Annotated in this window: 8 protein-coding genes, 1 pseudogene and 1 riboswitch; of the genes and pseudogenes, 3 read left to right on the top strand and 6 right to left on the bottom strand. The window is 56.7% G+C overall.

Going from position 1 to position 7828, the window contains the following annotated elements; all coding sequences use genetic code 11:
- Together WBM93_RS05960 and WBM93_RS05955 are read right to left on the bottom strand one after the other, a co-directional pair.
- A pseudogene (locus WBM93_RS05960) lies at positions 1–529 on the bottom strand (phosphomethylpyrimidine synthase ThiC); the annotation flags it as partial.
- Between the two features lie 41 nt (positions 530–570).
- Positions 571–677, bottom strand: a riboswitch (TPP riboswitch).
- 87 nt (positions 678–764) lie between these two features.
- On the bottom strand, positions 765–1247 hold the full coding sequence (locus WBM93_RS05955) for a hypothetical protein (RefSeq protein ID WP_424429491.1): 483 nt from the start codon (positions 1245–1247) through the stop codon (positions 765–767).
- A gap of 360 nt (positions 1248–1607) precedes the next feature.
- On the opposite strand from WBM93_RS05955, the gene WBM93_RS05950 reads away from it, so the two are divergent.
- Complete coding sequence (locus WBM93_RS05950; protein WP_424429488.1) at positions 1608–2195, top strand: hypothetical protein; 588 nt, start codon at positions 1608–1610, stop codon at positions 2193–2195.
- Positions 2196–2253: 58 nt separating this feature from the next.
- On the opposite strand, the gene WBM93_RS05945 is transcribed toward WBM93_RS05950, so the two are convergent.
- The 4 genes from WBM93_RS05945 to WBM93_RS05930 all read right to left on the bottom strand — a co-directional run bounded on the left by WBM93_RS05945 (position 2254) and on the right by WBM93_RS05930 (position 5833).
- Complete coding sequence (locus WBM93_RS05945) at positions 2254–3120, bottom strand: MipA/OmpV family protein (protein WP_424429485.1); 867 nt, start codon at positions 3118–3120, stop codon at positions 2254–2256.
- A 101-nt stretch (positions 3121–3221) separates the two neighbouring features.
- Complete coding sequence (locus WBM93_RS05940) at positions 3222–4598, bottom strand: HD-GYP domain-containing protein (RefSeq protein ID WP_424429482.1); 1377 nt, start codon at positions 4596–4598, stop codon at positions 3222–3224.
- Positions 4599–4668: 70 nt separating this feature from the next.
- Positions 4669–5097, bottom strand: coding sequence for a DUF2141 domain-containing protein (locus tag WBM93_RS05935; RefSeq protein WP_424429494.1), 429 nt, complete (start codon positions 5095–5097; stop codon positions 4669–4671).
- Positions 5072–5833: a sterol desaturase family protein gene (locus WBM93_RS05930; RefSeq protein WP_424429479.1), complete on the bottom strand. Its 762-nt coding sequence runs from the start codon at positions 5831–5833 to the stop codon at positions 5072–5074. Before WBM93_RS05930 ends, WBM93_RS05935 begins: the two co-directional genes overlap by 26 nt.
- A 109-nt stretch (positions 5834–5942) precedes the next feature.
- On the opposite strand from WBM93_RS05930, the gene crtY reads away from it, so the two are divergent.
- Entirely contained in the window at positions 5943–7115 is a 1173-nt protein-coding gene (gene crtY / locus WBM93_RS05925; RefSeq protein ID WP_424429476.1) for a lycopene beta-cyclase CrtY, read from the top strand.
- A 13-nt stretch (positions 7116–7128) separates the two neighbouring features.
- Positions 7129–7828: phytoene desaturase family protein (gene crtI, locus WBM93_RS05920; protein ID WP_424429473.1), on the top strand; the 700-nt coding region annotated here is incomplete at its 3' end.

The following is a 7828-nucleotide window of genomic DNA, read 5'->3' as shown; positions in this document are numbered from 1 at the left end:
GCGTGACATAGTCGGGGATCGACGCGCCAAAGCTTTCGCCGTCGCGCCTATATTGCTTGAGCCGCTCGCGCCCGAGATTTTCGCGCTCGGCGACATATTCCATTTCCGGGGTGATGATGCCCTGGCGCGCATAATGCATCTGGGAGACGTTCTGACCTTCCTTGGCGCGCAGCACCTTGCGGCGTACATTGGGGAAAGGCGCAACGCCGCCGGAGCGGTCGGGGCCAAGCTGGCCATTGTCTTCCGGTTTTACCTCGCGCTGGTCGACTTCCTCGACATCGCCGCGCGCGCGGATCCACGGGCTGCGCAGTTCGTTGAGACCGGTCTTGATATCGATCAGCGCCTCAGGATCGGTGTATGGCCCGGACGTGTCATAGACCCGTACCGGCGCTTCACCGCCCTCGAGATGAATCTCGCGCATCGCCACTCTTATGCCGGAACCGCTATGCGCCGCGACATGGACTTTTTTCGAGCCACGGATCGCGCCGGTGGTCACGCCGATTTCGGTTTTTGCGGGAAGGTCAGCCATGGTCTATCGTTCCTTTGGTAAACGGAACGAGGGCGGGATCTTGTCCAGAACCGCTCCCTCCCTCCGCCTGTGTTAACAGGATCAGGTTCAACGGGTCGCGGTCACTTTCGCTCTCAACCAGCCGATGCTGGCTCCCCGGGGATACGCCACCGTAAGTCGAGAGGCTTCACAAGTCCAGTCGATGTTCCGCATCGGGTGATAATATCGTCGATGGAGCCCGACCGACCGGAACGCGCTATATCTGCAACCGCACCATGGCAGCGAAAATCGCGGCAAGGCCAAGCGCGATCGAGAGGACTGCCCACAGGCGATTGCCTGCCCCCATCAGCTTGCCGGCAAAATTCAGAAACCAGTCGCCGACGGCGAGGATCAACGCCCCTTCGATAAATATCCACGCGCCCATTACGGTGATCAGAATCGAGAGCAGATCGGACGGGTCCCACGGGTTGACCAGATAGATGGTCGCGCCGAGCACCAGCGTGAACATTCCGGTCAGAAATTGCAGCGCGCTGCTGACCCGTACTTCCTGCACCATCTTCGCCCAATAGCCCGGCCGGCGGAACTCGCCCGCACCGGCAGCAATCGCGTAAAGGCCGATGAAAAAGGTGATCCATCCGGTGATATTGCCTGCATTGCCCATCGTGTCTCTCCTCGTGGTGTGATGGAGGAAGGGCGTGTCCGGAATGGCCGGATGCCAGCTCTCTCCCTCCGCCGGCATATCCGTTCATACGGGACCGGTTCAGCTTTTGCGGGTCGGGCGGCATTGTGCACACTTCTCGGTCTGACGACTCCCCGGTGATGAGTGCGATGTTAGGACGAAGTGCAAATCGGGTCCAGCAGAGTTTCCCGAGCGATTTGAGAGCGCTGCATACAATCTGCAACCGCAAGTTCTGTGCCCGGACCACGGTATTCCGGATTATCGCCCTGCGAAAAAATATCGCGATGGAACTGGCAAAAAACGCGAACATTCTCGTCACTATTTCATGCCGTTCATCGAATTGGAGGATGCATCCGCAGATTTTTTGCACAGTATATTCGGTCTGTTGCTAGCTAGGTTGCTTGTTGGGGGATTGAAAATATGAAATCAAATTGGGTACACAATATCGGCTTGGCGGGCGCGGCAGGTATGCTAGCGATAATGCCCGCATCAGCGCAGACACAAGAACCGGCAATCGACCCCTTGCAAACCGAAATTCTGGAGAAATACGGAATCCTCGCCGGACAGTGGCATCCCGATCCGGCATCATTGCCGGAAGCGGATCAGAAGTGGCGAACCGAAAATAACGTAACCGACAACTGGATCGAATTTTCCTGGGGTTCCGATCACCAATGGATGGTGTTTGGAGATTGGCAGATGAAGGACGGGGAAACCAAACATAGCGGCGCCGGTCTGGTTGCCTATGATCCGTCAGGACACCGTGTGCTGTTTACCGAACATGGAATTCGCGGGGCGTCGGTACTCGGCACGCTATCCAAGCCTTCAGAAAACGAAATTGTGCGCGATATTGTGGTCACGCGAACCGACAAAAGCTGGCGCCAGATTGACCGGTGGATATGGGATGGGAAGGATCCGCAATGCTTCATCTGGTCCGCGACTTATATCACCGGTGACAAGCATAGCGAAGGCACATCAAAAAAATGGTGCAGGAGGACGGCTGGCCAATGATGGAACGCCGGTAAACGGTTTGAACTCAGGCCAAATCCCGATCGGGCGCCTGATAGCTCTAGAACGTATAGCCTACACCGACCGCGCCGAACCACTGGTTCGCGCTGCCGCGGATCGAGGTGACCGGGGAACGTTTCGGATCGCCAAGCAACCGCGAATAGCTGCCCAGAAAAATCAGGCCAAAGCCACCGTTGGTTGCGTCACCGTCGAGATCTACTGCGGTGAGCATCGTCGCGCCGACATTTTTCCAGCCCTTGGTGGCGGTGAAGGTCGGCAGGCCGCTCGCCGCAGATCCGGCCGGAGAAATGCTGAAATAATAATCGGCATAGTCATTGTCGACATATTCTCCGCTGACCGCGAGGCTGGTGATGACGCCGCGGCTGAGCGGGGTGAAATAGGTCAGGCTGGGGAAGACGACCATGCCGTCATGCGCGCCCGCGACATCCCAGCGCAGGTCAACCTGCGCCGTCAGCGAGTCATAGGGATGGAGCACGCGATTGACCTGAACCCCGGCAAAGGGACCTAGTTCGAGAGCGAAGTCCAGTTCCCCCAGCGAACGGACCACGGGGTCTTTAATTGAATTTTGCCGATCAAAGCGCGCGCGTACGACGGGGCCAAATATAAAGTCGACTTTCGCGCCTTTCTGGTCGGGGACAAAATCGAGTGCGATGCCCGGACCGCGCGGCTGAAAATCTATGCCACCGAAGCTGCCCAGAACAACCGGTAGCGGGGAAAATGTGTAATTGTCCGAGCCTTCATAGCTCGGGCCGACCGCCACCCCGATGCCCGCCGTCAGATAGTCCCCGTCAAAGACCGACTGCTCGACCGGCATTGGCGGAGGGCCTTCCTGTGCCAGAAGCGGGGATGTTATCCCGAGACCGAGAGAGCATATTACAACACGGCTGAGGATATTCGGGTTTTTCAAGACTATTTCCAATCTGGTTTCGCAACCGTCAATCAGGCCGACCGCTTTGCAGTTCCATATCCAATATAGGGCCCAATCCACCAATTGGCAAAGCGCTTATATTACAGCAGATCCCCCGCGACAACGGTCTGCAACGCTTCAAAGCATCGCTGATCGACCGCGACGCCCACGTCGCTTTGCAATATCGCCATCGCTCTTTCGCTCGACATTGCTGTCCGGTAAGGCCGGTCGGTGGTCAGCGCATCATATATGTCGGCGACGGTGATGATCCGCGATTCCATTGCGATACTGCGTTCATCGAGACCGAGGGGATATCCCGTTCCATCAAGCCGTTCATGATGCGAGCCGGCGATCATCGCCATATCGCTCATCACACCTATCTGGCCGAGGATATTGGTAGTATGGGCCGCATGGCTCTGCATGATTTGCCATTCCCCGGGATCCAGCTTGCCAGGCTTTTCGAGAATAGCGCTGCTGACGCCCAGTTTTCCGACATCATGGAGGATGGCGGCACGGCGCAGCACCCGGCGGCGGTCATCGTCCATTCCCAGATGTTCCGCGATCTTGTCGGCGATCATTCCCACCCGTTCGCTATGTCCAGCGGTATAGGGGCTTTTGGCATCAATGACCCGGCCGAAGGCAAAACTTATATCGTCGAGATAGTCCTCGTCCACGGTGACATATTGTGCCGCTGGCTCCAGCGCCCACAATTGTTCCTCAAGATCATCGAGGGCCAGCTCTTCCCAGAAGCCGCTGGCTTCAGACAGCTTGTCAAATATCGAGCAGAGATCCGGATCTAGCCAGCTTCCGGCCCGATTGCGGACTTCCGCAATCGCGGCGTCTTTGCCCCGGGCTGTATAGAAGACATCGGCAACCTGCGCCAAAAGCGCGATCCGGCCGCCGAGGTGGATATCGGTTCCGGCAATGCCGAGTGGCAGGCCGGATCCATCCCAATGTTCATCGAGATGGGCGATGGCCTGAGCGACATCCTCCGAAAAACGCAATTGCCGGGCGATATCAGCCCCGCGCGAACAACGGGTTCCGATGATATCGGTCATGATCGCGCCGCCATTTTCGGCGAGATTGCACTGCGCCTGTTCGCGCACATCAGCTTTTGCATCCACGCCAACTTCGCTGGCAACAAATGCGCCGAAATCTTCCGGCATTGGGCCGAGCAGCTTGAAATCATGCTTCAGCTTGCGGTCGTCCCCGGCGAACATCTCGGTAACCCGGGCGGCATTGCTGCTACAGCCAAGGTCCTTGAGCAAAACCGCGTAATAGATATCCCGCAGTTCATCGCCGTTCAGTCCCAGCGCCATTGCCACTTGCGTTCCGATCCAGCAGGCACGGATACTGTGGCCAGCGGGCTGTCCTTCGGTAAGGTCCAGCGCATAAGAAAAGGCGCCAAGAATTTCGGATAACCGGGATTTTCCGTAATTGTCGTTCTGATGGAAAACCGAATGCCTGGATTGATACATTTACCGCCGCTCCTAGTCTGTTGCGGCAGAATGCCCTCAGAATGCTAGTGAACGGTTAATTTGTGCCCAATTAAAGGATATATTTCATCCGTACCGCATATTGGGCATCGTCGGTGCCGACGGTGAATTGGGCCGATTTGAATTTTGGCGGACCCATGCCGATTTTGGGGTTACGGGAGAAGCCGAAGCCTTCGCGTGGCAGGAACAGGCGCAGGTCCATTTTCCCGTTGGCATTTTCGTCGTGGATCAGCGCCACGGCATAGGTGCCAGGTTTCACTCCGGCAATTTTTACGGTCTCTGCATCGCCAGCGGAAATTTTCAACTTGCGGGCTTTCTTGTCCTTTGTGCAATCCGGGAAATATTCCGGATTTGTGCTCAGACAGACCAGAACATTGCCCTTTTCGGAGCGCAAACCGGTAATCGCAAGATCGATCGAGGCAGAAAGCGCCGGTGCAGCCGCGACTGGTGCCTCGCTAGCGGACGCGCTTGCGCCCAGCATCACGGCCGAAACCGCTCCCAGAATCGGCAAGCCCGATATCCGTACCGCAGATCTTGTCCCAAAAGCGAAAATATAACCCATAATTACCTCTATACAACTCGTGATGCTTCTCGTGATGGGTCGCGGTTATCAGCCAGTTTCCCGGCCTTCCGCGGACCAGCCAGCGCGGAAACATCTCCCACCCCATATGGTTGGACACGCCCATAACCGTCATCACCAGCAAAAGCAGCCCCAAAACGGCGACATGAATCGGTAGCGCGATGACCAGAGCCGGAATCACGATGGCGCCGCTCACCGCCTCGACCGGATGAAAGCTCATTGCGGCCCAGGCTGTGGGCGGGCGGCTGTCATGGTGGACCGCATGAGCGACCTTGAACCATTGCGGCCGGTGAAACAGCCGGTGGGTCCAGTAGAACCATGTGTCGTGCAGGAAAAGAAAGAGCAAAAGCGACAGCGGCAAATACCACAAGGGATACAAGCCCGGATCGGTGTAAATCTTCGTCCAGCCCGCATTCTGCCAGCCCCACGCAATAATTCCCGCCGGCACCCCGTAGATCGCGGCCGACAGAAGAGACCAGCGGATTTCGCGGCCAATCTGGGGTTTCAGCTGGTCATAGTGGCCCGGTCGCACCCGCTCGGTCAGCCAGGCAAAGAAACCGCTGCTGAGCAGATAGCGTCCCCCGACGATAAGCGTCATTGCGAGGGCAGAAAACAGGATAGCTAGGGCATAGTCCATTGCCGAGGAATATGGCGCTGATCGCCAAGGGGCAAGGCCTAAAGCAGGAATCGCCTACATGCTTTCAGACAGGCTTTCGCCGGTGTTCTCCATCGGCTAAGGCCGTGTGATGCCGATCAAAGTCACTACTTCTGCACCTTATGACTTGGCTATCGCCGGCGGTGGTCTGGCGGGTGGTCTGGTGGCGCTGGCGCTCGCAAAAATGCGGCCCGAGCTAAAATTAATGCTGATTGAGGCCGAGGATTATTTCGGCGGTAATCATATCTGGTCCTTTTTCGAAAGCGATGTCGAGCCGGAACATCGATGGCTGGTCGACCCGTTGATCTCTCGCCAGTGGGACGGATATGACGTGCATTTCCCGGAATACAGCCGCAAGCTGAGCAATGGCTATTTCTCGATTGAATCGGTAAATCTGGACCGGGAATTGAGGAAGCGATTGCCATTGAAAGGGTTGAAGACGGGACAAAAGGCGACAAAGGTCGAAAAAGGGCTGGTCCAGCTCGCAGATGGAACCGAAATCCAAGCGAAAGCCGTACTCGACGTTCGCGGCGGCGGTGACGTGTCCGCGCTGGAAACCGGCTGGCAGAAATTTTGCGGCCAGATGCTCAAACTGAAAAAGCCGCACGGACTTGACCGACCAATCATCATGGATGCGACCGTAGAGCAGATTGACGGCTACCGGTTCGTCTACTGCCTGCCGTTCAGCGACACGGAATTGTTCGTCGAAGACACTTATTATTCCGACACTGCTGCGCTCGACAGAGCGACCTCCCATGCGCGGATTGCCGAATATGCCGCTACCAAGGGGTGGATCATCGACGCTGTGCTCAGCGAAGAAACGGGCCAGCTTCCGGTCATTTACGGTGGTGATTTCGAAGCCTTCTGGAAGGCGAACAAAGGCGTTGATGCCCGCGCAGGTGCAAGAGCCGCGCTGATCCAGCCGATCACCAGCTATTCCCTGCCGATGGCGGTCAGGACTGCGATGCTGATTGCCGCAATGCCCGAAATCACCCAGAGCAAGCTCGACAAGATGCTACGCGCCCTAGCTACCCGGCATTGGAAAGATGGCAAATTCTACCGCCTGCTCTGCGCCTTCCTGTTTCTCGGCGCCGATCCCGAAAAGCGTTACAAAACACTGGAACATACCTATGCCAAGGACGAGCGGTTGCTCGCCCGGTTTTACGCCGGTAAATCGACCAAGATGGACCAGGCCAGCTTGCTGAGCGGCAAACCGCCGATTCCCGTGTCCCGCGCCATTCGCCTTTTGTTAAAATATAGATGAGTATTCCTGTTCCATGAGTGAAGTTACAAAATCCCAGAATGAATTGTTCAAGAAAGCGGCCGTGATCGGGTCCGGATTTGGCGGACTGGCGCTCGCCATCCGGCTACAATCGGCCGGCATCCAGACGACCATTTTGGAAGGCCGGGACAAGCCGGGCGGGCGGGCCTATTATTGGGAAAAGGAAGGCTTTATATTTGACGGCGGACCTACCGTGATCACCGACCCCGACTGCCTGTCGCAGCTTTGGGAACTGACCGGCAATGACATGGCGAAAGATATCGAGCTCATGCCGGTGTCACCCTTTTACCGGCTCAACTGGCCAGACGGTACGAATTTCGATTATGTCAACGATCCGCAAGAACTTTACGCCAATATCGCCGCGATCGAACCGGATGATGTCGAGGGCTACAAGAAATTCCTCGAATATAGCGGCGGGCTCTATGAAGAAGGCTATGTCAAGCTGGGTACGAAGGCATTTCTCGATTTCAAGTCGATGATCAAAGCCGCCCCTGCCCTTATGAAATTCGAAGCCTATCGCTCGGTCTATGCCAAGGTTTCGAGCTTTGTGAAGAACGAGAAACTGCGCGAGTTTCTCTCTTTCCAGTCGCTGCTGGTGGGCGGCAATCCGATGAAAACCAGCGCGATCTATGGTTTGATCCACAAGCTCGAACGGCTTGGCGGGGTCTGGTTTGCCAAGGGAGGCACCAATATGC

This window comes from Parasphingorhabdus sp., assembly GCF_049667325.1.
Lineage (GTDB): Bacteria > Pseudomonadota > Alphaproteobacteria > Sphingomonadales > Sphingomonadaceae > Parasphingorhabdus.
Note: the sequence above shows the minus strand (reverse complement) of the source record. Positions and strands in the feature narration are given on the sequence as shown.